Annotated in this window: 25 protein-coding genes; 12 read left to right on the top strand and 13 right to left on the bottom strand. The window is 72.1% G+C overall.

Annotation, left to right across the window (positions count from 1 at the left end):
* Positions 1-65 precede the first annotated feature (65 nt).
* The 4 genes from ACZ6CV_RS19195 to ACZ6CV_RS19210 all read left to right on the top strand — a co-directional run bounded on the left by ACZ6CV_RS19195 (position 66) and on the right by ACZ6CV_RS19210 (position 4,789).
* The gene (locus ACZ6CV_RS19195) at positions 66-2,579 is read left to right on the top strand and encodes an ATP-binding cassette domain-containing protein (RefSeq protein WP_469251940.1); all 2,514 of its coding nucleotides are present in this window, start codon (positions 66-68) and stop codon (positions 2,577-2,579) included.
* Between the two features lie 122 nt (positions 2,580-2,701).
* Positions 2,702-3,130, top strand: a complete 429-nt coding sequence (locus ACZ6CV_RS19200) for a helix-turn-helix transcriptional regulator (RefSeq protein ID WP_355819253.1) — start codon at positions 2,702-2,704, stop codon at positions 3,128-3,130.
* Positions 3,131-3,140: 10 nt separating this feature from the next.
* Complete coding sequence (locus ACZ6CV_RS19205) at positions 3,141-3,560, top strand: VOC family protein (RefSeq protein WP_469251941.1); 420 nt, start codon at positions 3,141-3,143, stop codon at positions 3,558-3,560.
* An 83-nt stretch (positions 3,561-3,643) separates the two neighbouring features.
* Positions 3,644-4,789 (top strand): MerR family transcriptional regulator, encoded by a 1,146-nt coding sequence (locus ACZ6CV_RS19210; RefSeq protein ID WP_469251942.1) that lies wholly within the window; start codon positions 3,644-3,646, stop codon positions 4,787-4,789.
* 152 nt (positions 4,790-4,941) lie between these two features.
* Here the strand turns inward: ACZ6CV_RS19210 and ACZ6CV_RS19215 are convergent, their stop codons facing one another.
* Positions 4,942-5,313, bottom strand: a complete 372-nt coding sequence (locus ACZ6CV_RS19215) for a winged helix-turn-helix transcriptional regulator (RefSeq protein WP_469251944.1) — start codon at positions 5,311-5,313, stop codon at positions 4,942-4,944.
* 74 nt (positions 5,314-5,387) lie between these two features.
* Between ACZ6CV_RS19215 and ACZ6CV_RS19220 the strand changes: the two genes are divergently transcribed.
* On the top strand, positions 5,388-6,320 hold the full coding sequence (locus ACZ6CV_RS19220) for an NAD(P)-dependent oxidoreductase (protein WP_469251945.1): 933 nt from the start codon (positions 5,388-5,390) through the stop codon (positions 6,318-6,320).
* A gap of 14 nt (positions 6,321-6,334) precedes the next feature.
* Here ACZ6CV_RS19220 and ACZ6CV_RS19225 read toward each other — a convergent pair whose 3' ends face one another.
* Both ACZ6CV_RS19225 and ACZ6CV_RS19230 read right to left on the bottom strand, forming a co-directional pair.
* Positions 6,335-6,712 (bottom strand): hypothetical protein, encoded by a 378-nt coding sequence (locus ACZ6CV_RS19225; RefSeq protein WP_469251946.1) that lies wholly within the window; start codon positions 6,710-6,712, stop codon positions 6,335-6,337.
* A 193-nt stretch (positions 6,713-6,905) separates the two neighbouring features.
* Positions 6,906-8,981, bottom strand: a complete 2,076-nt coding sequence (locus ACZ6CV_RS19230; RefSeq protein WP_469251947.1) for a HelD family protein — start codon at positions 8,979-8,981, stop codon at positions 6,906-6,908.
* 65 nt (positions 8,982-9,046) lie between these two features.
* Here ACZ6CV_RS19230 and ACZ6CV_RS19235 point away from each other — a divergent pair, with 65 nt between their 5' ends.
* Complete coding sequence (locus tag ACZ6CV_RS19235; RefSeq protein WP_469251948.1) at positions 9,047-9,793, top strand: TetR/AcrR family transcriptional regulator; 747 nt, start codon at positions 9,047-9,049, stop codon at positions 9,791-9,793.
* A 79-nt stretch (positions 9,794-9,872) separates the two neighbouring features.
* On the opposite strand, the gene ACZ6CV_RS19240 is transcribed toward ACZ6CV_RS19235, so the two are convergent.
* Entirely contained in the window at positions 9,873-10,643 is a 771-nt protein-coding gene (locus ACZ6CV_RS19240) for a TetR/AcrR family transcriptional regulator (protein ID WP_469251949.1), read from the bottom strand.
* A 138-nt stretch (positions 10,644-10,781) separates the two neighbouring features.
* Here ACZ6CV_RS19240 and ACZ6CV_RS19245 point away from each other — a divergent pair, with 138 nt between their 5' ends.
* Both ACZ6CV_RS19245 and ACZ6CV_RS19250 read left to right on the top strand, forming a co-directional pair.
* Positions 10,782-11,786, top strand: coding sequence for an ABC transporter ATP-binding protein (locus ACZ6CV_RS19245; RefSeq protein WP_469251950.1), 1,005 nt, complete (start codon positions 10,782-10,784; stop codon positions 11,784-11,786).
* Entirely contained in the window at positions 11,773-12,555 is a 783-nt protein-coding gene (locus ACZ6CV_RS19250) for an ABC transporter permease (RefSeq protein WP_469251951.1), read from the top strand. The genes ACZ6CV_RS19245 and ACZ6CV_RS19250 overlap by 14 nt, the downstream gene beginning before the upstream one ends.
* Positions 12,556-12,563: 8 nt before the next feature.
* Here the strand turns inward: ACZ6CV_RS19250 and ACZ6CV_RS19255 are convergent, their stop codons facing one another.
* The 4 genes from ACZ6CV_RS19255 to ACZ6CV_RS19270 all read right to left on the bottom strand — a co-directional run bounded on the left by ACZ6CV_RS19255 (position 12,564) and on the right by ACZ6CV_RS19270 (position 17,380).
* Positions 12,564-13,370 (bottom strand): hypothetical protein, encoded by an 807-nt coding sequence (locus tag ACZ6CV_RS19255; protein WP_469251952.1) that lies wholly within the window; start codon positions 13,368-13,370, stop codon positions 12,564-12,566.
* A 224-nt stretch (positions 13,371-13,594) separates the two neighbouring features.
* Positions 13,595-15,640, bottom strand: a complete 2,046-nt coding sequence (locus ACZ6CV_RS19260; protein WP_469251953.1) for an HAD family hydrolase — start codon at positions 15,638-15,640, stop codon at positions 13,595-13,597.
* 60 nt (positions 15,641-15,700) lie between these two features.
* Positions 15,701-16,453, bottom strand: a complete 753-nt coding sequence (locus ACZ6CV_RS19265; RefSeq protein ID WP_469251954.1) for an HAD family hydrolase — start codon at positions 16,451-16,453, stop codon at positions 15,701-15,703.
* On the bottom strand, positions 16,454-17,380 hold the full coding sequence (locus ACZ6CV_RS19270; RefSeq protein ID WP_469251955.1) for a winged helix-turn-helix domain-containing protein: 927 nt from the start codon (positions 17,378-17,380) through the stop codon (positions 16,454-16,456).
* 125 nt (positions 17,381-17,505) lie between these two features.
* On the opposite strand from ACZ6CV_RS19270, the gene ACZ6CV_RS19275 reads away from it, so the two are divergent.
* Entirely contained in the window at positions 17,506-17,694 is a 189-nt protein-coding gene (locus ACZ6CV_RS19275; protein WP_362372117.1) for a hypothetical protein, read from the top strand.
* A gap of 6 nt (positions 17,695-17,700) precedes the next feature.
* Here ACZ6CV_RS19275 and ACZ6CV_RS19280 read toward each other — a convergent pair whose 3' ends face one another.
* Positions 17,701-18,612 carry a winged helix-turn-helix domain-containing protein gene (locus ACZ6CV_RS19280; RefSeq protein ID WP_469251956.1) on the bottom strand — a complete coding sequence of 304 codons (912 nt, stop codon included), beginning with the start codon at positions 18,610-18,612 and terminating at the stop codon, positions 17,701-17,703.
* Between the two features lie 155 nt (positions 18,613-18,767).
* Between ACZ6CV_RS19280 and ACZ6CV_RS19285 the strand changes: the two genes are divergently transcribed.
* Positions 18,768-18,953: a hypothetical protein gene (locus ACZ6CV_RS19285; RefSeq protein ID WP_358777833.1), complete on the top strand. Its 186-nt coding sequence runs from the start codon at positions 18,768-18,770 to the stop codon at positions 18,951-18,953.
* 163 nt (positions 18,954-19,116) lie between these two features.
* On the opposite strand, the gene ACZ6CV_RS19290 is transcribed toward ACZ6CV_RS19285, so the two are convergent.
* A complete protein-coding gene (locus ACZ6CV_RS19290; RefSeq protein WP_469251957.1) occupies positions 19,117-19,884 on the bottom strand; it encodes an RsiG family protein in 768 nt (255 codons plus the stop codon).
* A 175-nt stretch (positions 19,885-20,059) separates the two neighbouring features.
* Between ACZ6CV_RS19290 and dtd the strand changes: the two genes are divergently transcribed.
* Positions 20,060-20,485 (top strand): D-aminoacyl-tRNA deacylase, encoded by a 426-nt coding sequence (gene dtd / locus ACZ6CV_RS19295; RefSeq protein WP_362372108.1) that lies wholly within the window; start codon positions 20,060-20,062, stop codon positions 20,483-20,485.
* A 69-nt stretch (positions 20,486-20,554) separates the two neighbouring features.
* Here the strand turns inward: dtd and ygfZ are convergent, their stop codons facing one another.
* The 3 genes from ygfZ to ACZ6CV_RS19310 are packed head-to-tail and all read right to left on the bottom strand — an operon-like array spanning position 20,555 to position 22,622.
* A complete protein-coding gene (gene ygfZ / locus ACZ6CV_RS19300) occupies positions 20,555-21,520 on the bottom strand; it encodes a CAF17-like 4Fe-4S cluster assembly/insertion protein YgfZ (protein ID WP_469251958.1) in 966 nt (321 codons plus the stop codon).
* Between the two features lie 34 nt (positions 21,521-21,554).
* Positions 21,555-22,019, bottom strand: a complete 465-nt coding sequence (locus ACZ6CV_RS19305; protein ID WP_469251959.1) for a Fur family transcriptional regulator — start codon at positions 22,017-22,019, stop codon at positions 21,555-21,557.
* A gap of 30 nt (positions 22,020-22,049) precedes the next feature.
* Positions 22,050-22,622, bottom strand: a complete 573-nt coding sequence (locus ACZ6CV_RS19310) for a heme-binding beta-barrel domain-containing protein (protein WP_355819309.1) — start codon at positions 22,620-22,622, stop codon at positions 22,050-22,052.
* Between the two features lie 245 nt (positions 22,623-22,867).
* Between ACZ6CV_RS19310 and ACZ6CV_RS19315 the strand changes: the two genes are divergently transcribed.
* A complete protein-coding gene (locus ACZ6CV_RS19315; RefSeq protein ID WP_469251960.1) occupies positions 22,868-23,125 on the top strand; it encodes a DUF3099 domain-containing protein in 258 nt (85 codons plus the stop codon).
* Positions 23,126-23,250: the final 125 nt, after the last annotated feature.

Here is a 23,250-nt window from a genome sequence, read left to right on the forward strand (position 1 = left end):
CCACCGCGACACGCGCCGGAGGCAAGGATCGCCGGGCGGTCCGGGCCCGACGGACGGAGACCACCATGAGCAAGGCCCGGAAGACCACCCCGCCGCAGACGGCTACCCCGCACGCCGCCGACCGGCACGACCTCATCCGCGTGCACGGCGCCCGCGAGAACAACCTCAAGGACGTCAGCATCGAGATCCCGAAGCGTCGGCTCACGGTGTTCACCGGCGTCTCAGGATCGGGCAAGAGCTCCCTGGTGTTCGACACCATCGCCGCGGAGTCGCAGCGGCTGATCAACGAGACGTACAGCGCGTTCGTGCAGGGGTTCATGCCGGCGCAGGCGCGGCCCGAGGTCGACGTGCTCGACGGGCTGACCACCGCGATCACCGTCGGCCAGCAGCGGATGGGCGGCGACCCGCGCTCCACGGTCGGCACCGCCACCGACGCCAACGCCATGCTCCGCATCCTCTTCAGCCGGCTCGGCGAGCCGCACATCGGCCCGCCCAGCGCGTACTCCTTCAACACCGCCTCCGTACGGGCCAGCGGCGCGATCACCGTCGAGCGCGGCAACAAGACCAAGGCCCAGAAGGCGACCTTCCAGCGCACCGGCGGCATGTGCACCCGCTGCGAGGGCCGCGGCAGCGTCTCCGACATCGACCTCACCCAGCTCTACGACGACTCCAAGTCGCTCTCCGAGGGCGCGTTCACCATTCCCGGCTGGAAGTCCGACAGCCAGTGGACCGTGCAGGTCTACGCCCAGTCCGGCTTCGTCGACCCGGACAAGCCGATCCGCGCGTACACGAAGAAGGAGCTGCAGGCCTTCCTCTACGGGGAGCCGGTCAAGGTGAAGGTCAACGGCGTGAACCTCACCTATGAAGGGCTCATCCCCAAGATCCAGAAGTCGTTCCTCGCCAAGGACAAGGAGTCGTTGCAGCCGCACATCCGGGCGTTCGTGGAGCGGGCGGTCACCTTCACCGTCTGCCCCGAGTGCGACGGCACCCGGCTCAGCGAGGGCGCCCGCTCCTCGAAGATCAGGCAGAAGTCCATCGCGGACCTCTGCGCCATGGAGATCCGCGACCTGGCCGAATGGGTACGGGGGTTGCGCCAGGACACACCCTCGGGCGCCCCCGACCCCGCGCACGACCCCGCGCACGACCCCGCGTACGACCCCGCGTACGACAAGGTCGCCCCGCTCCTCACCGCCCTGCAGCAGACCCTCGACTCATTCGTGGAGATCGGTCTCGGCTACCTCGCGCTCGACCGCCCCGCGGGCACGCTGTCCGGCGGCGAGGCGCAGCGCGTCAAGATGATCCGGCATCTCGGCTCCTCGCTCACCGACGTCACGTACGTCTTCGACGAGCCCACGATCGGGCTGCACCCGCACGACATCCAGCGGATGAACGACCTGCTCCTGCGGCTGCGCGACAAGGGGAACACCGTGCTCGTCGTGGAGCACAAGCCGGAGTCCATCGTGATCGCCGACCACGTGGTGGACCTCGGCCCGGGCGCGGGCACGGGCGGCGGCACCGTCTGCTTCGAGGGCACCGTCGAGGGGCTCCGCGCCTCCGACACCGTCACCGGACGCCACTTCGACGACCGGGCCGCGCTGAAGGAGACCGTGCGCGAACCCACCGGGGCGCTGGAGATCCGCGGCGCGGACACGCACAACCTGCGCGGGGTCGACGTCGACATTCCGCTCGGGGTGCTCACCGTCGTGACCGGCGTCGCGGGATCCGGCAAGAGCTCGCTCGTGCACCGGTCGATGCCGGCCGGCGAGCAGGTGGTGACCGTCGACCAGACGCCGATCCGCGGCTCGCGGCGCAGCAACCCCGCGACGTACACCGGACTGCTCGACCCGATCCGCAAGGCGTTCGCGAAGGCGAATGGAGTGAAGCCCGCGCTGTTCAGCGCCAACTCCGAGGGCGCCTGCCCGACCTGCAACGGCGCCGGCGTCATCTACACCGACCTGGCGATGATGTCCGGCGTGGCCACCCCGTGCGAGGACTGCGAGGGCAGGCGCTACCAGGCGTCGGTGCTCGAGTACCGCCTCGGCGGGCGCGACATCAGCGAGGTCCTCGCGATGTCGGTGGACGAGGCGGAGAAGTTCTTCGGCGGCGGCGAGGCGCACGGGGGTGCGCATACGGATACGGATACGGAAGCGCGCGCGGAGGCGCACACCCCCGCCGCCCACCGGATCCTGCGGCGCCTCGCGGACGTCGGCCTCGGCTACCTCAGCCTGGGCCAGCCGCTCACCACCCTCTCCGGCGGCGAACGTCAGCGGCTGAAGCTGGCCACCCACATGGCCGACAAGGGCGGCGTCTACGTCCTCGACGAACCGACGACCGGCCTCCACCTCGCCGACGTCGAACAGCTGCTCGGCCTCCTCGACCGGCTCGTCGACGCGGGCAAGTCGGTCATCGTCGTCGAGCACCACCAGGCGGTCATGGCCCACGCCGACTGGATCATCGACCTCGGGCCGGGCGCGGGCCACGACGGCGGAAAGGTCGTCTTCGAGGGCACGCCCGCCGACCTGGTCGCGGCCCGCTCCACGCTCACGGCCGAGCACCTGGCCAAGTACGTCGGGGCGTGAGGGGGCGGGGGGGGAGGCGGGTGCTCCCGCCGTACGGTGCTGCCGCCGCCGTACGGTGCTGCCGCCGCCGTCCTACGGGGGCGCCCCCGCCCCCCGCTCGGTACGGTGGTCCTGTGCCCCGTATGTCCGGTGTCCCCCTCTCCGACCTCGTCCGGTTGCGCCAGGCCCGCGACCGGATGGACCGCGACTACGCGCAGCCGCTGGACGTCCCCGCGCTGGCCCGCGGCGCCCTCATGTCGGCGGGCCACTTCTCGCGCAGCTTCCGTGCCGCGTACGGCGAGACCCCGTACAGCTATCTCATGACGCGCCGCATCGAGCGGGCCAAGGCGCTGCTGCGCCGCGGTGACCTCAGCGTCACGGAGGTCTGTTTCGAGGTGGGCTGTACGTCGCTCGGCTCGTTCAGTTCGCGCTTCACCGAGCTGGTCGGGGAGAGCCCGAGCGCCTACCGGGCCCGCGACCACGCCGCCGGCGCCGCCGTCCCCGCCTGCGTCGCCAAACTGCGCACCCGGCCGGTCAGGAACGGAGAAGCGAAGACCGACCCGAGTGCCTAGCGTGGAAGACATGGACATCGAACTCGCGCAGTGCTTCATCGCCGTCGACGATCACGACAAGGCGCTCGCCTTCTACCGTGACGTGCTCGGCTTCGAGGTGCGCAACGACGTAGGTTTTGAAGGGATGCGATGGGTGACGGTGGGGCTGCCCGCGCAGCCGGGCGTGGAGATCGTCCTCGAACCCCCGCTCGCGGACCCGCACGCCCCGGCCGCCGACCGGCGCGCGGCGGCCGAGCTGATGGCCAAGGGCATGCTCCGCGGCGTCAACTTCCGTACCGCCGACTGCGACGCGACCTTCGAGCGGGTCCGCGCCGCGGGCGGCGAGGTGCTCCAAGAACCGGTGGACCAGCCGTACGGCGTACGGGACTGCGCCTTCCGTGACCCGGCGGGCAACATGCTCCGTTTCGTCCAGCCGCACGCGGACCGCTGAACCGGTAGTTGACCTTCACCTTGGGGGAAGCCGCAGCATCGGTGGGGCCGGGCGCCGTGCCCGGTACGAGGGAGGGGCGGGCCATGAGGCTGCTGACCATCGGGGCGTTCGCGAAGGCGTCCCGGCTGTCGCCGAAGGCACTGCGCCTCTACGACGAGCTCGGCCTGTTGCGCCCGGCTGTCGTCGATCCGGTGACCGGTTACCGCCGTTACGCCCCGGACCAGTTGGACCGGGCCCGCCTGGTCGGCTGGCTCCGCCGCCTGGGCATGCCGCTCGCCCGCGTCCAGCACGTGTGTGCGCTGGCGGACGCGGAGGCGGATGCGCAGGCGGCGGCGGGCGCGGGGCCGGGGCCTGCGGGTGCGGGCCCGGCGGAGACCGCCGCCCAGGAGGTACGCGCGTACTGGGCGCAGGTCGAGGCCGAGACCGCCGCCCGGCGGGACCTCGCCACCTTCCTCGTCGACCATCTGACCCGGAAGGACCCCACCTTGCCCTCGACGACCCAGCCCCTGCGCATCCGCAGCGCCGCGCTGTCCGACACCGGCCTCGTCCGGGAGAGCAACCAGGACATCGCGTACGCGGGTGCCCGCCTCCTCGCCGTCGCCGACGGCTTCGGCCCCGCGGGCGGAGCGGTGAGCGCCGCCGCCGTCGACTCGCTGAAGCGCCTGGAGACTCCGGAAGCCCTGAAGGCCCTGGAGGCCAAGCAACTCCTCGACGTCCTGGAGGAATCCATCGAGGCGACCCGGCAGGCCGTGCGCGACGCCGCCGCAGGAGCGACTGCCGCGAACCACGCCGGTACGACGCTCACCGCGATGTTCTGGACCGGCTCGCAGCTCGCGCTCGTGCACATCGGCGACTCCCGGGCCAGTCTCCTGCGCGAGGGCGAGTTCTTCCAGATCACCCACGACCACACGGTGGTGCAGTCGCTGCTCGACGAGGGCCGCATCACCCCGGAGGAGGCGTCCTCGCACCCCCAGCCGCTGCTGCTGCAGCGGGCCCTCACGGCTGCTTCGGACACCGCCCTCGACGTCCGCCTGCACGACGTCCGCCCCGGAGACCGCTACCTGCTCTGCTCCGACGGCCTGTCCGCCGTCGTCCCCTCCGAGGAGGTGCGCCGGGTGGTCGCCACGGTCGACGATCCCGAGGAGGCCGTACGGGAACTCGTCGCGCTGGCCAACGCGTTGGGCGGGCCGGACAACGTCAGCTGTGTGATCGCCGACGTCGTCGGATGACGATGTCCCGCCGGCCGGGCGCGGCGGCGCGGGATGGCCACTTTTAAGTGGGTACTTGGCGGGCGCCCGACCGGCGGCGAAGCTGATGGGGCAGCGGCGGACAGCGCCGACAACAGACGGGAGGGAAGAGAAGGGGCGGACATGACGGAGCGTCAAAACCCTTGTCGCACAGCGGTCTCGGCGGGAACACGTGCCGCCATTCCGTCCAGGCGCCGGTGCCCCCAGTCGGACAGCGGGGCCAGCGCCGCACAGAGGTCCCTGCCGAACTCCGTGAGGGAGTAGACGGTCTTCAACGGCCGTACGTCGTGCACCTCCCGGAGCACGAGGCCGTCCTCCTCCATTTCACGCAACGCCTGGGTCAGCACCTTCTCGGTCAGCCCCGGCAGCATGCGGCGCATCTCGCCGGGGCGGCGCGGGCCGGTCTCCAGCGTCCAGAGCAGCGCGGTCTTCCACTTGCCGTCGATCACGGCGATCGCGGCGGTCACCCCGCAGACGTTCGGGTCATGGGCGCGGCTGCGCGTCATCTTCGTACCCCTCCCCCTTCACGGCACCCTCCGCCGCGACTCATCCATTTTTCTGCGCATACGGAAGTCGAATCATGCCTCAGCACACCCACCAGCCGTCCGCCACCGCCACCGGCACGGCCACCTCCACCTCCACCCCTCCCACCGTCACCGTTCTCGGGCTGGGCCCCATGGGCCGTGCCCTCAGCCGCGCCTTCCTCGCCGCAGGGGTACGGACCACCGTGTGGAACCGGACGTCCGGACGGGACGGCGAGCTCGTCGAACTCGGCGCGGTGAGCGCGGGCAGCGCCGAAGAGGCCGTCTCCGCAAGCCCGTTGACCGTCGTCTGTGTCGTCAACTACGACGCGTCGGACGCCGTGCTGCGCCGCGACGACGTCACCCGTGCCCTCAAGGGGCGCACCCTCGTGAACCTCAGCGCCGACACCCCCGACCGGGCCAGGGACACCGGCGACTGGGCCGCCGCGCACGGCATCCGCTACCTGGACGGCGCGATCATGACGCCGACCACGACCATCGGGACGCCGCTCGGGGTGTTCCTCCACAGCGGCGACGCCGCGCTCTACGGGGAGCACCGCCCCGTCCTCCACGCGCTCGGCGGCACCCACACCCACCTCGGCGAGGACATCGGACGGGCGGCGGCGTACGACATCGCGCTCCTCGACGTCTTCTGGACCTCGATGACCGGCTATCTGCACGCGCTGGCCGTGGCGCAGGCGGAGGGGATCTCCGCGCGGGAGCTCGCGCCGTTCGCGGCCGGCATCAGCGCGATCCTGCCGGCGCTCTTCGAGGAGTTCGCGGTGGACGTGGACACCGGCACGTACTCGGGTGAGGTCAATCCGATCACCTCGGCGGCCTCCACCATGGCCCACGTCATCCACACCTCCGAGTCCCACGGCATCGACGCGAGCGTCATGCGCGCCGCCGAGGGCCTGGCCCGCCGCGTCATCGGGGAAGGCCACGGCGCCGACGGCTCGACCCGGATCACGGAGCTGCTCGGCCGACGCTGAGAGGTGGCCGGTCTTCAGGGTGACGCGTGGTTGCCGGTCGTCAATTCCACCTCGGCTCCTACGGGTGCGAACTCCCGTACCAGCCAGGCACGTTCACCGATCCGGGTGCCGGCGCCGGTGGTGTAGGACGGGACGGTGAGTACGGGGTCCGTCTCGCCCCCGGCACGCAGGTCCGCGTCGACGATCACCCCGTCGGAGAACCGCAGGTCGACGCCGACCGGCCACGGCGCGGCGGCGAAGGCCTGCGGGTCGGACAGCCCCTGGAGGCGACAGCGGGCCCCCGGGAACAGGTGGGTGTGCCCGCATGTCGCCGCCACGGTCTCCGGCTCCGCCTCCGTCTCCGTCTCCGGTTCCGGGCGCTCGGTAGGTCCGGGGGCGTCGGGGTGGGGCATGGGCGGACTCCGTAACCGTAGGCGGCGAGCTGTACCGGGCAGCTTGCCGGAAGAGGGGCGCGGTGCGGCGCGTCCGCCGGGCCCGGCACGTCGCTCACGCCTGATCGGAGCAGGCGGAGCAGGCGGGCGGTCGCCGCCCTGACGAGCACCCCCCCAGCTCCAAGATGGCGACGGGACCCCGAGAGACCCCGTCTTACGCTTCCCACGGCAGCGGTCTGCTGTGCAGCACGTCGAGCCGGGAGACCGCCCGGGTGAGGACGACGTACAGCCGGTGCATTCCGCGCCGTTCCGCCTCCACGATCGCCGCGGGTTCGACGGCCACGACGTGGTCGTACTCCAGGCCCTTGGCGACCGAGGCGGGCAACAGGGCGACGCGGGCGCCGAGTTCGTCGGGCCCGGCCACCGGCACGCCCGCCGCGCCGAACACCGTACGCAGCCGCTCCACCTCCCCGTCGGCCGCGATGACCCCGATGGACCCCTCCTGCCCGAGCGCCTCCCGCACCGCCCCCACGGCGGCGGCCGCCACGTCCGGCACCTCCCGGATCGACAACTCCCCGTCCGCGCGCATGGATTGGGCGGCCGGCACGTCCACGTCGAGCTGCCCCAGCACGCGGTTGGTGAGACCGACGATGGCGCGCGGCACCCGGAACCCGACGGTCAACGGGGTAACCACGGCGTCCGGCTTGCCCAGGTGCGCGAGGAGGTCGAGCCAACTGCGGGCGGCCCAGGGGGTGGTGGCCTGGGCGAGGTCGCCGAGGACGGTCAGCGAGCCGAAGCCGGCGCGGCGGGCGATGGCCCGGCACTCCATGGGCGAGAGGTCCTGCGCCTCGTCGACGACGATGTGCCCGTATCCGGCGGGCCGTTCGAGTAGCCCCTCGATCTCGTCGAGCAGCACCAGGTCGGCGGCGCTCCACCGCGCGGACTTGTACGAGCGCGGCGGCCGGGCCCAGCGCAGGGCGCGCTGTTCCGCCTCGTCGAGGACGCCGTCGGCCGCGGCGGCGAGCGCGTCCGCGTCGCCGAGGAGCGCGGCGAGCACCTCGTCGGACCGGACCTTGGGCCAGGCCGCGTCGACGAAGGCGCCGACCGGCCGGGACCGCCCCACCTTCTGCAGCCAGGCGCCGCCCTGCGGCCCGGCCCGGCGCTCGGCCCGCTCCTGGATCGCCCGCACGGCCCGGCCGCGCACCCGCTCGCGCCCCACGGCGTACGGCGGCTCCTCGGCCCGTACGTCCGCGATGATCCGCTCCAGCTCACCGAGCGGCACCCGCCACCGGTACGAACCGTCCACCACCGCGAGCGCCTCGGCGGGCGGCGCGACCTGCGCGTACAGCGCGCGGCGCAGCACCTCGGCCATCCGCACGTCGTGCTTGACGACGGCGGCGGCCTCGTCGTCGACGGCGCGCACCGGGTGCCGCGCGATCTCGTCCTGGACGGTGGACTGCCGTACGCCGCTCTCGCCGAGCGAGGGCAGCACCTCGGCGATGTAGCGCAGGAAGGTGCGGTTGGGCCCGAGGATGAGGAGGCCGGAACGCCGCACGCGCTGGGGGTACGTGTAGAGGAGGTACGCGGCGCGGTGCAGGCCCACGGCGGTCTTGCCGGTGCCGGGGGCGCCCTGCACACAGACGGAGGCGGCGAGTTCACCGCGTACGAGATCGTCCTGGTCGGGCTGGATGGTGGCGGCGATGTCGCGCATGGGGCCGACGCGGGGGCGCTCGATCTCACCGGCGAGGATGCGACCGGCGGGGGCGTCGACGGTGTCCGGCGCCAACCCGGCTGCCGCACCGAGGAGTTCGTCCTCCATGCCGGTGAGGTCGGCGGAGTCGCCCTTGCTGCCGGGCGCCCAGCCGAACCGGCGGCGGACGGCGACGCCCTGCGGGTCGTGGGCGACGGCCTGGTAGAAGGCGCGGGAGACGGGGGCGCGCCAGTCGACGACGAGGGGCGGCGCGGCGGGGTGTTCGGTGATCCGGAGCCGCCCGATGTGGTAGCGCTGGCCGCGGTGGTCGCCGGCCCGTTCGCCCTCGGGACCGCTGTCGGCGAAGTCGAGGCGGCCGAAGAAGAGGGGTGCCTCGGGGAGTTCGCGCATGGCCTTGGCGTGGCTGCGGAACTGGTAGCCGAGCACTTCGGCGTCGGCCCCCGAGGCCGAGACGTCCGCGCCTTTGACGACGCGTTCCTCGGCGCCCTCGACCATGGCCGTGAGGGCGGCGCGGCAGAGGTCGTGGTGGTGGCGTTCCCGGTCGAGGGCGTGGGCGTCGTGGGGTGTCGGGGTGGTCATGCGCCGAGAATAATGTAACCGAGTTAAATTCGTAACCGGGTTTCGGAAGCGGGTATGCTGTGCGCATGAGCAGCGCCCGCAGGACGAGCGACGAACTGAGCCCGGCGCCTGGAGCGGCCGGAACGCCCGGAGCGGCCGGAGGTCCCGCAACAGCCGGCACCCCGGGAACACCCGGCGACCTCCCCGCCCCCGCCGGCCTGCGTGAACGCAAGAAGCAGCGCCGGTACGAGGAGATCTCCGAGAAGGCCATCGCGCTCTTCCTGGAGCGGGGCTTCGAGAAGGTGTCGGTCGCGGAGGTGGCGGAGGCGGCCGAGGTCTCCAAGCCGACCCTGTTCCGGTACTTCGCGTCCAAGGAGGACCTGGTCCTGCACCGCTTCGCCGACCACGAGGACGAGGCGGCCCGAGTGGTCGCCGCGCGCCCCGCCGGCACGGCCGCGCTCGACGCCCTGCACCGCAACTTCCTGGCCGGCCTCGAACGCCACGACCCGGTGACGGGCCTCTGCGACGTGCCCGCCGTCCGCGCCTTCCACCGCCTCCTCTACGGCACCCCGTCCCTGGTCGCCCGCCTGTACGGGTACCAGGACCGCTCCGAACAGGCGCTGGCCGCCGCCCTGACCGAGGCGCACGGCGGCACCCCGCTCCAGGCCCGCCTGGCCGCCGGCCAGATCGTGGCCGTGCAGCGGATCCTCGCCGAGGAGACGTGGCGCCGCATCGCGGCGGGCGAGAGCGCGCAGGACGCGGCGCCGGACGCGCTCAGGTCCGCGAACGAGGCGTACGAGCAACTCCGGGCGGGACTACCGCGCTATGCGTGAGCCCTCCGGGGCCATGCGTGAGCCCTCCGGGACGTCGCGGGCGCGGGACACCGTCCAGTACCGCTGATCGGCTCCCGCCTCAGCCACCGGAACCCGGGCCACCCACCAGCACGGCCACCCCGTCGAGCACCCGCGCCAGCCCGAACTCGAACTCCGTGTCCTCGGCGTCCGCCTCCCCGAGCGCCCCCGTGGCGAGCAGCCGCCGCAGCGCGGGGAAGCGCTCGGGGCGGGCCGAGGTCAGCGCGTCGACGGTGCGTTCGTAGCGCCGCATGACCGCGTCCGGCGTGAGCCCCTCGGCCCGCATCGCGGCGTCCAGGCCGGACATGAGGGAGACCTCGTTGCGCACGTAGCCGCCGACCAGCATCATCACGGAGATCTTCCGGCCCTCGTCGAGGCCGCAGCCGTCGAGGACCTGCAGGCCCTGCTCCATCCACGCCAGCCCGTTCGGTGTCGCGGGCGGCGAGCTGATGGGGATGCGCAGCAGCCACAGGTTCCGCCGGAACACGGCGCGTTGCGCCCGCGCCCACCACTCCAGCCCCGCCCGCCAACCGTCCGCGGAGGCGGGCCGCGGGGGCGGCGGGCCCGTCGCCGCGTCCTGCATCAGGACGTAGAGCTCGTCCTTGGCGGCGACGTACCGGTAGAGCGACATCGTCGAGACGCCGAGCTCCTTCGCGACGCGCCCCATGGAGACCGCGTCGATCCCCTCGGCGTCCGCGACCGCGATGCCGGTGGCGACGATGCGGTCCACGCTGAGTCCGCGCTTCGGCCCCTTCGCCGGGCGCTCCCGCAGCCCCCAGGCCGCCTCCAGGCCGGCGGGCAGCCCCGTGCCCCCGCCGTCGTTCGCCGCCATCGCCAGCCGCCTCTCACTGTGTCAGTCCCGTCCGCACTCGCCGCCCACTGACGCTTGACGCACATCGTAGTTCTGCGTAACCCTTACGCAGTAATGCGTATACCTTACGCAGTAGCGCGACCAGTCGAGGAGCCGCTCATGCCGCCCACACCCCCGGCCATCGAGGCGACCGGCCTCACCAAGGCGTACGCGGCGGGCGCGGGCCGCACCCGCGCCCCCGCCCCCGTCCCCGTCCCCGTCCTGCGCGGCATCGACCTGCGCGTGCCGCCGGGCACGGTCTTCGCCCTGCTCGGGCCGAACGGCGCGGGCAAGACGACCACCGTCCGCATCCTCGCCACGCTCACCGAACCCGACGCGGGCACCGCACGCGTCGCCGGGCACGACATCCGCACCCATCGCCGCGCGGCGCGGCGCGCGCTCAGCCTCACCGGCCAGTTCGCGGCGGTCGACGAGAAGCAGACGGGTGCGGAGAACCTGCGGATGATGGCGCGCCTCGCCGGCCTGCCCCGGCACGCCGCCCGCGCCAGGGCCGCCGAGCTCCTCGCCGCCTTCGGGCTCACCGACGCCGCGCACCGCCTCGTCGCCACGTACTCGGGAGGCATGCGCCGCCGCGTCGACCTGGCGGCGGGCCTCGTCGGCGACCCCGAGGTGATCTTCCTGGACGAGCCGACGGCGGGCCTCGACCCGCGCAGCCGCCGCCAGATGTGGGAGGTCGTCCGCGGCCTCACGGACCGCGGCACCACGGTGTTCCTCACCACCCAGTACCTGGAGGAGGCCGATCAACTGGCCGACCACATCGCGGTGTTGCACGAGGGCCGGATCGTCGCCGACGGTACGGCCGCCGCGCTCAAGTCGCGCGTCGCGGGCCACCGCCTGGACCTCACCCTCACCACGCACTCCGCCTATTTGCGCCTCACGGGCCGGGCGGTCCACCGCTCCCCCGAGACGCTCACCCTCGGCATCCCGACGGACGGCACCGCCCGGCACGTACGGGAACTCCTCGACGCGGTCGACCCGCACCGCACGGACGTGGCGACGTTCGCCCTGCGCACGACGTCCCTCGACGACGTCTTCCTCGCCCTGACCCGGCCCACGACGGACCACCCGCACCCCACGGAGGCGCCCGCCCATGCCCACCGCTGACACCCTGCCGCGCACGTCTCCAGCCGCCTTGGCGCTGACCCTGACCGGCCGCTCCCTGCGGCTGAGCCGCCGCAACACCGACGCGCTGATCACGGCGCTCGCGATGCCGGTCATGCTCCTGCTGGTCTTCGTGTACTTCTTCGGCGGCGCGATCAACACCGGTACGGCGTACGTGACGTACGTCGTCCCCGGCGTCCTGCTGCTCTGCGCCGGCTTCGGCTCGGCGAACACGGCCGTCGCCGTCACGGAGGACCTCCGGGGCGGCATCATCGACCGCTTCCGCTCCCTGGACGTCGGCGGCGTCCCGATCCTGACGGGCCACGTCCTGGCCTCCACGGCGCGCAACCTCGTCGCGACGTCCCTGGTCCTGTGCCTCGCCCTGGCGATCGGGTTCCGCCCGACGGCGACCCCTGCGGGGGCGCTCGCCGCGCTCGCCCTGCTCGTCGCCTACGTCCTCGCCCTGTCCTGGCTCTCCGCCACGGTGGGCCTGCTCGCCCGGTCCGCCGAGGCGGCGGGCGGCTTCACCTTCTTCGTCAGCTTCCTGCCCTACCCCAGCAGCGCGTTCGTCCCCACGCAGACGATGCCGCCCTGGCTCCGCGCCTTCTCCGACCACCAGCCGGTGACCCCGGTCATCGACTCCCTGCGCGGCCTCCTCCTGAACCAGCCGGTGGGGCACACGCCGTGGGTGGCGCTGGCGTGGTGCGCGGGAATCCTGACGATGTCGGCGGCGCTGAGCGCCAACCTGTTCGCCCGGCGGACGTCGTCCTGAGTACGACGTCAGGAGCCCGGCCCGCCGGCCAACGGCGACGCCACCCGCCACAGCATGTCGAAGAGGTCCTGGCGCTCGGCGACCTTCGCCCGGCCCACGGCACCCGTCTCGGCACGCCAGCGCCTGAGGACCGCCTGGTAGCCCATGAGGTCGAGGACCTGCCGTTCCGGCGGTGTCCGGGCCGGGCGCTCCACGACCTTGTCGTAGATGCCGTCGAACAGTTCCTCGCCGTTGATCAGGCAGAACTTCAGCAGCGGCGTGATGCGCAGCACGCGGAACTGCGCGTCCAGCTCGGCCTGTTCACTCTGCCGCAGGCTCCGGGCCAGAGCCCGCCACTCGTCCTCGTACTCCCGGACCTTGCGCAGCAACTCTCCCCGGAAGCGGGGATCGTCGACGGCCCGCCCGCGCTCGTCCAGCATCCCGGGGATCGCCATGGGAGCGGTGAAATCGGGGACGAGGATGCGCAGGCGCACCACCCGCCGCGCGCCCGCGTCGAGTCCCTCCAGCTTGCGGCCGAGCGGGTACAGCACGGTTTCGCCGGTGAAGCCGATGGCATCGACGGCGACCCGTGACTGCCTCTTGGCCCTCAGGGCCTGATCGAAGTACTGTTCCAGATCGGTCGACGGCACCTCGTCCCGCACCTCGGGCCGCAACGCGTCGTTCAGCCTCCGCACCTCGCTGTACAGCACGAACCCGACGAGGCTGAGGATGGCGCCGCCCAGATAGGTCTTGCCCTCCAGCGCGTCACCGACCGGCGGCACGAACTGGGCGACCAGACCCAGGACGGCCACCCCGAGCAACAGCGCCTTGGTCACCGTCCCTTCCGCGTTCGCCCACCGCTCCGCGGCCCGCTGCCGTGCCGTACGACGAACGCCCGGTATCACCCACCCCCCCCTGAAAGTCCGCGCGTTGGCCGGTCGGCACAACGGCGAGAACATGTTCCCCCGCGCCCCACCCATCAGGAAGGGCACGGACGGGCCTGCCTCGGCGCGGGGCCTGCCGGACCGCCGCACGCGAACGGCCGGGCCGGCTCACACGGTCAAAAAGGGTCCGCCCCCAGCAGGCCGAGCAGCGGCTCCAGGGACGAGACGACCGCCTCGGCCCCCGCCTCGCGCAACGCCCGCTCGCCCTGCTCGTCGTGGGCCTGGCCGACGAAGAGGACCTTGGCGTTCCGTGCCGCACGCACATCGGCCGCCGTGTTCCCGATCATGAGGGTGTCGGCGGGCTCGGCACCCAGCGCGCTGAGGGCCCGCTCCAGGCTGTCGGGGCGCGGCTTGAGAACGCTCGGGCTGTCCGTCCGGCCGTAGATGTGCGGTCCGAAGGCGGCGGACAGGCCGCTTCGGTGGAGGTGGGCCGCCACCGCGCGAGGGGAGTTGTCGGTGACGACGGCGATCCGGACCTGCCGCCTGCGCAGCCCGCGCACCAGCTCGGCGGCGCCCGGCGTGTGCGACGCCGTGAGGGCTGCCCGCGCCTCGCCCACCGTCAGGAGTTCCTGGAGACGGGCGACGACCTCGCTGCCCGGGCGGACGCGGCCCAGGGCGCGCAGCACGTCGTGCGGGTCGGCGGTCCGCTCCTCCTGCGGCGTGAGGAGGTCCTCGTAACCGCTCGCGCGCACGTGCTTCCTGAGCTCGTCGGCCACGCGCCGCGACGACCCGTCCGGGAAGAGGCGGCAGAGGGGGCCGTCGAAGCCGAAGAGCACACAGCAGTCGGGGGCCGCCTCCAACAGGTCGGCGACCGGCTTCAGTTCGCGAGCTGGGGGCTCGTGCGCTGCGGGCTGGTGCGTCCCGGACTGGTGCGCTCCGGGCTCGTGCGCCCCCAGGATGTACGTTTCGTCGCGGGCCGCGCCCGGTTCGCGGACCTCGTCGACGACCAGGGCGCCAGGAGCGGCCGAAGCGGCTCGGGGGGCGGGGGCCCGTCGCGTGGCGGAGAGCGGTCCGCGGCGTTCCTCCAGGCTCAGGGCCCGGCCGAACGGCCCCGCGTACCAGTCGCGCAGGGCCCGCACCGCCCGCGCCTCCTCCGGCACCTCCGCGAGCCGCAACGGCTCGGCCGCACGCCGCAGCGCCCGGCAGACCCGGACCGCCGCGCCCGCGAAGGCAGGGGTGTCCGCCTCCTCCGGCGCCTCGGCCAGATCGAGGGCCGCCCGCATGATGTCGGGGAAGACCGACTGGGCGTACTCGAAGTCCAGGTAGACGGGCAGGTCATCCTCCATCCCGCGCGTCATCGCACCGTGCCCGGCCTGTTCCATCGCCGCCGTCCACAGCTCCCGCATCCGCAGATGCTCGTCCTTGTCGTACTCCATCCGGACGAGATGTGTGGCGAGGTCGTGCAGCGGATCGCCGTACATCGCCAGCTCCCAGTCGATGACGGCGATCTGCTTGCGGTCGACGACGACGTTGGCGCGGTGCACGTCGGTGTGGAGGAGGCAGAAGGGCCGGGAGGCGAGGCCCTGGCAGCGCGGGTCGTCGCGGAACGCCGTTATGGCGTCCCGGCGGACCCCCACAGCGGTGAAGAGGTCCTCGAACCGCCAGCGGTTGGGCCCGTGCACCCGGCCGTCGGTGTAGTCGATCAGCCAGTGGAGGAACTCCCGGCTCTGCCCCGACTCCGGCCAGCCGGCGGGCCTCGGCGGCAGCTCCTGCGCCGGTACGGACGCGGCGCGGGCGAAGAACTCGGCGAACGAGCGCAGCATCCGCTCCCCGACGGGCCCGGTGGGCTGCACTTCGGAGAGCGCCCGCCCGGCCCGGTAGGAGTGCAGCGCCCAGTCCCCGAAGTCACGCAGACAGCGCGGGACTTCCTCGAGGTGCCGGCTCACCACCGCGAGCAGTTCGGTCTCGCTCGGCCAGATGCGGGGCACGACCTCCACCACGTCGCGGGGCATCCGGCACTTCACCCGGGCCCGGAACGGCATCGTGCGCAGCAGCAGGGCGAGGGACCAGCCGAGCGGCACCACGTGGTTGATGTTGTGGTGACCGGCCACGACGTGGCGGTCGGGGTGGTCCCGGTGCGCGTCGGCGAGGCGTCGGATCCACGACTCGCGGCGACCGCTCTTCGGCGCCTCGTGGGGAGTGCGAGGCGGAGGTGACGGCATGAGCGCTGAGGGTATCGGATGGAAGGTCGTCTTCCGCCCGATGTCGCTTTGTGCACAGATTTACGCTTTTGCGGGGCTTCCCTTGCTGCGGAGGAGCCGCAATACCTTCTCCCATGACGGGACCACATATGCGTCCGGCACCCCCGCCTCCCGCAGCACCTTCGCCTTGCGTTCGTTCCGTGCGAAGCCCAAAAAGCCGACGCCCGCCGCCGCGGCCGCCTCGAAGTCCGACGGGGCGTCCCCGACCATCACCGTGTCGGAGGGGGCCGCGCCCATCGCGTGCAGGGCCCTCGTCAGGCAGTGCGGGTGGGGCTTCAGCAGGTGGAGGTCGTGGGTGCGGCCGTAGACGTGCGGGGCGAAGGACGACGTCAGGTCGCGGGAGGCGAGGTAGCGCTCGGCCGTGCGGGCCGAGTTGTTCGTGGTGATGGCGAGCCGGACGCCGACGGCCGTCCAGGTGCGGACGACCGCGTCGGCGTACGGCGTGGGCCAGGCGCTCGGGACCGCGGTCAGCTCGTGCTGGGTGAGCCGCTCCTCCAGCTCCGTCACCAGGTCGCTGCTGGGGTGCCGGTCCGCGACGGCCCGCAGGACGGCGAACGGGTCCGTCTCCTCGCGCACGTCGTCGGTGAGCAGACCGTGCAGGCCCTGGGCCGCCAGCCAGCGGACCTGCTCGTCCGCGATCTTCGCGGCGGAGAGGCCGGCGAAGAGCCGGCAGATGGGCCCGTCGAAGTCGAGCAGCACGAAGCGGGCGCGCTCGATCATCAGCCGTATGCGCTCGTTCTCACCTGTGGGCGGAGTCACCGTGTCGGGGGTCATTTAAGAGAGTGTCAGGTCAGTCGTGATGGTTTCCCAGAGGGCGTCGAACCACTTCTGCGACTCGTCGACGAACAGGGTGTCGCGCGACCCGGCGCCGGCCCGTTCGAAGGAGAAGACGGGGGCCTTGATGCCGCCCGCGTCCCAGATGTCCATCACCTCCGGATCGCTCCCGTTCTCGCCCAGCTCCACGGAGTTGGCGGTCAGCGTGTAGTACGCCAACAGCGCCTCGTTGCCGTTCAGCAGGTACAGCTTGACCGGCGTGGTGAACGGCAGGGCGCGGAAGGTGACGTCGACGTCGATGCCGTGCGAGGAGCGCAGGGCGCGGAGGTTGTGGCGCAGCACCTGACCCTGCGCGTTGCGCTGTGCGAGCCAGCGCCGGTGGAGCCGGTCCCTGTTCGACTCGTCGTCGCCCGCCTCGTCCCTGTCGTCCCCCCTCGGCACGGGGAACGCCAGCTTGATGTTGCTGCTGGGCAGCAGGATGCGGACCTTGATGGACTGCGGATGGAGCCGTCCCTCGTGGATCAGCCGCACCGGCTCGCCGATCGCGATCATCAGCGTCTCCGCGGTGTACGACACGACGTCGATCGTCACGTGCGGCTGCGCGAACGCGTCCGCGAGGCGCGGGCCCAGCGCCACCATCGACGGCTGCGGTCCCACGCTCGCCGCCGCGGGTCCCGCCTGGGCCACCCGGGGCGGGCTGCCCTTGCTGACGTTGGACAGCAGGCCCTCGCTCTGGAGCTTCTTCATGGCCTGCCGGACCGCTCCGCGCTCGACGCCGAACTCCTCGGCCAGCTCGGCCTGGGTCGGCAGGCGTTCTCCCGCTCTGAGCTCGCCCGCCCGGATGCGGTCCCGGAGGGTGTCGGCGATGTCCTGGGGGGAGCGTTTTCCGCTGCCGTTCACTGCCACGTTCTCCTGGGTCACGGCCAAACGATACAACTGACGGCCATCTCTGGGCAGTTGATGGAAAGTTGTTTTAGTTCTCCCGCCAAGTGGGGACAACATAAGCAGAGTTGGTCACCAACTGACTCAAGTTGGCAGAAGGAGGAACCACCATGCCCGCCATCGCCCTCCTCGCAGCCGTGGTCGCCGTCTCCCTGGAACAGCTGGTGCAGTGGAAGTACGGCCCGATGGGCATCGTGGGCCTCCTCCTGCTGACCGTGGGACTGAAGGCGAAGAACCCCACCTGCAGCTCCATCGGCGCCGTCGTCCTCGCCCTGATGGTGACGGGCCCGGCCGGCTGACCGGGCTCAGAGCGAAGCCAGCTCCAGGTCCTGACTGATCGTGTTCCAGAGCGCGTTGAACCACAGGTGGGACTGTTCCACGAAGGTCGTGTCCCGCAACCCGTCCCCCTGGTGGAACGGGAACAGCATGGACTGCGTGCCCTGCGCGTCGTACATCTCCAGGGATTCCTGGCCGATCTCCTCGTCCCGCTTGGTGAGCGTGTAGTAGGCGAAGAGCGCCTCCGTGCCGTTGATCAGATACAGCTTCACCGGCGGCGTGAACGGCAGCGCGCGGAACTGCACCGACACGTCGATGCCGTGCGAGGAGCGCAGCGCGAGGAGGTTGTGGCGCAGCACCTGGCCCTGCGCGTTGCGCTGTGCGAGCCAGCGCCGGTGCACCTCGCTGCCCTCGTCCTCGCCGCTGTCGACCGGCGCGGGGAAGGCCAGGTCGATGTCCCGGCTGGGCAGCAGCACCCGGACGTCGACCTTGGCCGGTTCGCGCTGTCCCGCGTGGATCTGCCGCAGCGGTTCGCCGATGGCCATGGTGAGGGAGATGGACGTCAGGCACAGCGCGTCTATCTCCACGTGCGGGGCGTCGAAGGCGGCCGTGATGCGTGGGGCCAGACCGACCATCGTGGGCTGCGGGCGCACCTCGCCGGGATGGGCCGGCGCGCGCTCCGAGGCGTCCGCGACCGTGGCGGGGCTGCCCTTGGACACATTGGACAGCAGATGCTCGCGCTGCAGGACGCGCAGTGCTTCACGCACCGTCCCGCGCTCCACACCGAACTCGTCGGCCAGCTCGGCCTGGGTGGGCATGCGCTGCCCCGCCCGCAGTGATCCGGACCTGATCCGGTCGCGCAGCACGTCGGCCACCTCGCGGTGGGACCGCTGCGTCCGCTTGCGCCCGTCGACTGCGGCGTGTTCGGTGCTCACAACCAAACAGTACAACTTCGCGCCATCTTAGGGGAGTTGTAAGAAAGGTGGTTATGAGTCGACTCCCAGCGGAGATAACTCAGTTGAAGTTGGTGGCCAACTTCAGCAGTTGGTACCAGCTGAACGGGGTCCACCGCCCCGATCCCGAAGGAGGGAACGTCATGCCGCTCATCGCCCTCGCCATCGCCGCCCTCGCCATCGGTTTCGAGCAGCTCGTCCAGTGGAAGTACGGTCCGCTCGGCATCGTCGCCTTCATCCTGCTGACCGTCGGCATCAAGGCGCAGAACGTGAAGCTCAGCGGTGTGGGAGCCGGACTCCTCGTCCTGCTCCTCGCCCAATCGGGCTGACCTGCCCGCACGGCGAGCCTCGCCCGCACGGTGGGCCCCGCCCGCACGCAGACCCGGTTGACCGGGCTCCCATCCGGAGGGGAGCCGGGAGTCCGGTCAGCCGCCGCAAAACGAGCCCCGGCCCCCGGCTGCGGGGGGCCGGGGCTCGCCCCGTGCCGTACGCCTATGACAGCAGGTCGTCGACCTGCGCCTCGCCCACCCGGTAGCGACGGGCGATCTCCGCGCTGCACTCGTCCGTCGTGCGCTGCAGGAGCTGGCGGCGGCGCGACACCTGCTGTTCGTGGCGGACCAGGCGGCCCATCGCCGTGTGCAGTTCGTCGTCCGTGCGCGCCGCCAGGTCGGAGAGCTCCACCTCGGCGAGCATCTCCGTGGCCAGCATGCGGTACTCCTCGCCGTGCGGCGTGCCCAGCGTGACGTGCCGGGCCGACGAACGGTGGCGGGCCGGGGCGTCCGTCAGGATCTCCGGGAGACGGCTCACGACCTTCCCCACGGAACCGGCGGAACCGGCGGAAGCGGCGGAAGCGGTGGAACCGTGGGGAGCGGCGGGGGCGCCAGGCTCTCCGGGAGCGTCGGCACCCTCCGTACCACCGGCCGTACGGGCCTCAGGGGCCGCACCAGAGCCGTCGGAGCCACCGGCCTCACCCGAACCACTCGCACCCGTACCCGCCGCCCCCGCCGACCGCGTCGCAAGCTCCGCGCGCAGGATGTCGATCCGCCCCTGCAGCAGCCGCCGCAGATAGCTGAGGTCCGCCTCGTCCTGCTGTGCCGCCCTGCGCAGCTCACGGAGCTCGGGCAGGCGCAGCGCCGTCAGGTCGTGCTCGGGTGCGTCGGACAGCGGGCGGATCCCCGTGCGCTGGGCCGGTGGCCGCGGGACCTGTGAACGCCGCAGCGAGATACGGCCGGGCGACTGCCCCGTACTTGGTGTGCTCATCTGCCCTTACCCGTCCCCTCGACCGGCCGACGCGGCGCACCGCGGGTGTGCGTCGCGTGTGAGCATGGTGCCACCCCGAGTGGCCGCTATGTGAGCGAGTGCCCGGAATCGGCCCCAGATGGGGGGATCGGGGCCGCGTCCCGGGCGCCCCACCCGTCACGGCATGATGGGCCGTATGCGAGCAGTGGTACAGCGGGTCGACGGCGCGAGCGTCGAGGTCGCGGGCGAGACGGTCGGCGAGATCAGCGGCGAGGGACTGTGCGTCCTGGTGGGCGTCACGCACGACGACACCAAGGAGAAGGCGGCCCAACTGGCCCGCAAACTCTGGTCGTTGCGCATGCTGGCCGACGAGAAGTCGTGCAGCGACATCGACGCGCCGCTCCTGGTCATCAGCCAGTTCACGCTCTACGGCGACGCCCGCAAGGGCCGCCGCCCCACCTGGAACGCGGCGGCCCCCGGCGACGTGGCCGAACCCCTGGTCGACGAGGTGGTGGCCCAGCTGCGCGCGCTGGGCGCGACGGTGGCGACGGGCCGGTTCGGGGCGCAGATGCGGGTGGGCCTGACGAACGACGGCCCGTTCACGGTGCTCCTGGAGATGTGAGCGGCGCCGCCACGGGCGAGGTGACTGACGCCGCCCCGGACGAGGTGACCGGCGCCGCCCCGGACGAGGTCAGGGCTCGACCACGACCTCCTGCGCGGCGGCCGTGTCCCCGGCGATCAGCTCCGCGTCCAGCGGCACGTTCCGCTTGACCAGGCCCAGCGCGATCGGCCCGAGCTCGTGGTGGCGCACGGCCGTGGTGACGAACCCGAGCTTGCGCCCCTCGGCGCCCTCGCTCGCCAGGTGCAGCGGCGTCCCGGCCGCCGGCAGGTGCACCTCGCTGCCGTCCAGGTGCAGGAAGACCAGGCGGCGCGGCGGCTTCCCCAGGTTGTGGACGCGGGCGACCGTCTCCTGGCCCCGGTAGCAGCCCTTCTGCAGGTGCACCGCGCTGCCGATCCAGCCCAGCTCGTGCGGGATGGTGCGGTGGTCGGTCTCGAAGCCGAGGCGCGGCCGGTGGGCCTCGACGCGCAGCGCCTCGTAGGCGAGGAGCCCGGCCGCGGGGCCGTTCTCGGCGGCGTACGAGGCGAGGTCCATGCGGGGCAGGAACAGGTCGCGGCCGTGCGCGGTCTCGCGTACGACCACGCCGTCCGGGACCGCGGCGATCGAACCGGCCGGCAGGTGGACGAGGGCGAACTCGTCGGTGCGGTCGGCGACTTCCACGCGGTAGAAGAACTTCATGCTCTCCAGGTACGCGATGAGCGCGTCCTGCGTGCCGGGCTCGACGTGCGCCCAGACGGTCTCGCCGTCGTCGACGAGGTACAGGGCGTGTTCGATGTGGCCGTTGGCGGAGAGGATCAGCGCCTCGGTGGCCTGTCCCGTCGGCAGCTCGCTGACGTGCTGGGTGATCAGCAGGTGCAGCCAGCTCAGCCGGTCGGGCCCGGTCACAGTGAGCACGCCGCGGTGCGAGAGGTCGACGAAACCGGTGCCGTCGGCGAGGGCGCGCTGCTCACGGAACAGTTCGCCGTAGTGGGCGGCGACGCCTTCGTCCACGCCCTCGGCGGGGACGGCGCCGGGCAGGGACAACAGGGGGCTCTTCATGTTCACAAAGACTACGACCTGCGCGCGCCCCCGCTTATTCCTGGGCCGAACCGCCCGCGCCGCCCGAGTCCTCCACGCCGCCCCGGCACTTCTCGCACTGCCCGAAGATCGCGAAGTGCTTCAGGTCGGTGTCGAAGCCGAAGGTCTCGCGCAGCTTGTCGGTGAACTCCGCAGCGATCGAGGTGTCCGCCTCGATGACGTCCGTGCAGTCCCGGCACACCAGGTGGATGTGGTGGTGGCGGTCGGCCAGGTGGTACGTGGGCGCGCCGTGCCCGAGGTGGGCGTGGCTGACCAGGCCCAGCTCCTCCAGGAGCTCGAGCGTGCGGTAGACCGTGGAGATGTTGACCCCCGACGCCGTCTTCCGCACCTGGCAGAGGATGTCGTCGGGGGTCGCGTGCTCCAGGGCGTCGACGGCCTCCAGGACAAGCTGACGCTGCGGCGTCAGCCGGTAACCGCGCTGACGCAGGTCGCTCTTCCAGTCGGAGTCGGTGCTCGCCACACCGAGAAGTCTAGGCCCTGGTGTTCGGGTCTACTTGAAGAAGGCGATGCCGTCGTCGGGCAGATCGCCGAGGTTGCGCGCCATGTCGGCGACCTCCTCGGGGGTGACGACCTTCTTCAGCTGGGCCGACATGTACGGCCGCAGCGGCACCTCGGGGGTCTGCTTCTCGCCGACCCACATCAGGTCGCCCTTCACATAGCCGTAGAGGCGCTTGCCGCCGGTGTAGGGGCCGGAGGCGGCGGTGCGGGCGACGGCGTCGGTGGCCAGGTCGATCTGCGGCTTCTTGTCGGCCAGCTCGCCGTACCAGACCTCGACGACACCGTCGTCGCGGACCATCACGACCTCGACCTTGCGGTCCTTGTCGATCCGCCAGAAGCCGGACTCGGACTCCAGGGGCTTCACCTTGTTGCCCTCGGCGTCGAGCACCCAGGTGTACGAGCGGTACTCGATGAAGTCCCGGCCGTCGTGCGTGAAGGAGACCTCCTGGCCGAAATTCGCCTTCTCGGCGCCGGGGAAGTCGGTGACGCCCGCGCCCGCCCAGTTGCCGAGGAGGAAGGCGAGGGGGACGAGGTCGGGGTTCAGGTCGGACGGAATCTCGATCATGGGAAGCTCAGGCGATCTCTAGGGGGTGTACGGGGCTCAGCGCTGACCCTGGTACAGCTTCTTCACGCTCAGGCCGGCGAAGGCGAGAACGCCCAGGCAGACGAGAATCAGCAGGGTGGAGAAGAAAACCTCAAGCACGGGGTGCTCCTCGGTGAGCGGTGGGACGGGTATGCAGAGCCGGTCCCACTGTAGTCGGGCGGCGCCCGTCCCTCTCTGTGAGGTCCCTCGCGGCGTACGGTGGGTGTATGTACGCGCGTAGGCGCCATGTGTACTTCGCCATGATGGGGACCTGCATCGGCCTCTTCGTCCTGGCCTGGGGCGTCGTGCGGCTGTGGTCGGTCCCCGTCGCCGTCGGCATGTGCGTCGTGGCGATGGTGATACCGCCGCTGGCCGCGATGACGGCGAACCGGCGCGGCCCCGACGACCGCTGGTGGGACGATCCCAGCGGGGACGCGAAGTCCGACGAGTGGTGGGACGAGCTGGACGGCAAACGCAAGCGGTGAGCCCCGGCATCGGCAGGCCGGCGCGAGCCGAAGGACCGCACCGCAGGCCGAAGGACGCACCGCAAGCCGAAGGACCGCACCCCGTTCCAGTGGCGTCCAACCCCCTGGGGTGCGGCCCTTCAGCC

Source organism: Streptomyces sp. NPDC041713, assembly GCF_055591085.1.

Bases quoted from the DNA above. Each gene is read 5' to 3' on its own strand.
- ACZ6CV_RS19310 (WP_355819309.1), bottom strand. From the start codon at position 22,622: ATGATCGAGATTCCGTCCGACCTGAACCCCGACCTCGTCCCCCTCGCC.
- ACZ6CV_RS19220 (WP_469251945.1), top strand. From the start codon at position 5,388: ATGCCTCAGCACACCCACCAGCCGTCCGCCACCGCCACCGGCACGGCC.
- dtd (WP_362372108.1), top strand. From the start codon at position 20,060: ATGCGAGCAGTGGTACAGCGGGTCGACGGCGCGAGCGTCGAGGTCGCG.
- ACZ6CV_RS19230 (WP_469251947.1), bottom strand. From the start codon at position 8,981: ATGACCACCCCGACACCCCACGACGCCCACGCCCTCGACCGGGAACGC.
- ACZ6CV_RS19225 (WP_469251946.1), bottom strand. From the start codon at position 6,712: ATGCCCCACCCCGACGCCCCCGGACCTACCGAGCGCCCGGAACCGGAG.
- ACZ6CV_RS19245 (WP_469251950.1), top strand. From the start codon at position 10,782: ATGCCGCCCACACCCCCGGCCATCGAGGCGACCGGCCTCACCAAGGCG.
- ACZ6CV_RS19215 (WP_469251944.1), bottom strand. From the start codon at position 5,313: ATGACGCGCAGCCGCGCCCATGACCCGAACGTCTGCGGGGTGACCGCC.
- ACZ6CV_RS19210 (WP_469251942.1), top strand. From the start codon at position 3,644: ATGAGGCTGCTGACCATCGGGGCGTTCGCGAAGGCGTCCCGGCTGTCG.
- ACZ6CV_RS19290 (WP_469251957.1), bottom strand. From the start codon at position 19,884: ATGAGCACACCAAGTACGGGGCAGTCGCCCGGCCGTATCTCGCTGCGG.
- ACZ6CV_RS19315 (WP_469251960.1), top strand. From the start codon at position 22,868: ATGTACGCGCGTAGGCGCCATGTGTACTTCGCCATGATGGGGACCTGC.
- ACZ6CV_RS19205 (WP_469251941.1), top strand. From the start codon at position 3,141: ATGGACATCGAACTCGCGCAGTGCTTCATCGCCGTCGACGATCACGAC.
- ACZ6CV_RS19200 (WP_355819253.1), top strand. From the start codon at position 2,702: ATGTCCGGTGTCCCCCTCTCCGACCTCGTCCGGTTGCGCCAGGCCCGC.
- ACZ6CV_RS19195 (WP_469251940.1), top strand. From the start codon at position 66: ATGAGCAAGGCCCGGAAGACCACCCCGCCGCAGACGGCTACCCCGCAC.
- ygfZ (WP_469251958.1), bottom strand. From the start codon at position 21,520: ATGAAGAGCCCCCTGTTGTCCCTGCCCGGCGCCGTCCCCGCCGAGGGC.
- ACZ6CV_RS19265 (WP_469251954.1), bottom strand. From the start codon at position 16,453: ATGACCCCCGACACGGTGACTCCGCCCACAGGTGAGAACGAGCGCATA.
- ACZ6CV_RS19235 (WP_469251948.1), top strand. From the start codon at position 9,047: ATGAGCAGCGCCCGCAGGACGAGCGACGAACTGAGCCCGGCGCCTGGA.
- ACZ6CV_RS19250 (WP_469251951.1), top strand. From the start codon at position 11,773: ATGCCCACCGCTGACACCCTGCCGCGCACGTCTCCAGCCGCCTTGGCG.
- ACZ6CV_RS19285 (WP_358777833.1), top strand. From the start codon at position 18,768: ATGCCGCTCATCGCCCTCGCCATCGCCGCCCTCGCCATCGGTTTCGAG.
- ACZ6CV_RS19275 (WP_362372117.1), top strand. From the start codon at position 17,506: ATGCCCGCCATCGCCCTCCTCGCAGCCGTGGTCGCCGTCTCCCTGGAA.
- ACZ6CV_RS19240 (WP_469251949.1), bottom strand. From the start codon at position 10,643: ATGGCGGCGAACGACGGCGGGGGCACGGGGCTGCCCGCCGGCCTGGAG.
- ACZ6CV_RS19260 (WP_469251953.1), bottom strand. From the start codon at position 15,640: ATGCCGTCACCTCCGCCTCGCACTCCCCACGAGGCGCCGAAGAGCGGT.